This is a genomic window from Pseudomonas sp. GW821-FHT07G06 (genome assembly GCF_058986625.1).
The window spans coordinates 1-628 of the sequence record NZ_JBYSVW010000048.1 but is presented as its reverse complement, the minus strand read 5'-3'; the positions used below and the strand labels follow the sequence as shown (position 1 = coordinate 628).

The window sequence follows — 628 nt, the reverse complement described above, 5'->3', positions numbered from 1 at the left end:
TCGCCTCTGACTGCCAAGGCATCCACCGTATGCGCTTCTTCACTTGACCATATAACCCCAAGCAATCTGGTTATACTGTGAAGACGACATTCGCCGAAAATTCGATTGAGCTCCTAAGAGCAACTCACAAATTTTACCTTAGCCTGATCCGTTACCAGTGAAAGTAACGTTCAGTCTATCTTTCTATCACATACCCAAATTTTTAAAGAACGATCTAATCAAAAGACTAGAAATCAATATTCATGGCAGAATATTCATTTCTAAACTCTCAAACTTTCGAAGCAGTTAATGGTGGAGCCAAACGGGATCGAACCGTTGACCTCCTGCGTGCAAGGCAGGCGCTCTCCCAGCTGAGCTATGGCCCCATACAAAATTGGTGGGTCTGGGCAGATTCGAACTGCCGACCTCACCCTTATCAGGGGTGCGCTCTAACCAACTGAGCTACAGACCCAATTTCGAGCGCGTAACTGTTAGCGTTGAGCTATCAGCTTGGAGCTTAAAGCTGCTTCTATCGTCTTCTTCAATGAATCAAGCAATTCGTGTGGGAACTTATGGAGCAGCTGAGTCGTCGATTAAGGAGGTGATCCAGCCGCAGGTTCCCCTACGGCTACCTTGTTACGACTTCACC

2 tRNA genes and 1 rRNA gene are annotated in these 628 nt (G+C 46.8%); all 3 read right to left on the bottom strand.

Going from position 1 to position 628, the window contains the following annotated elements:
- Positions 1-289: 289 nt before the first annotated feature.
- Positions 290-365 (bottom strand) — tRNA-Ala (locus AC3WJW_RS29995).
- A 9-nt stretch (positions 366-374) separates the two neighbouring features.
- A tRNA-Ile gene (locus AC3WJW_RS29990) sits at positions 375-451 on the bottom strand.
- Between the two features lie 122 nt (positions 452-573).
- Positions 574-628, bottom strand: a 16S ribosomal RNA gene (locus tag AC3WJW_RS29985); the annotation flags it as partial.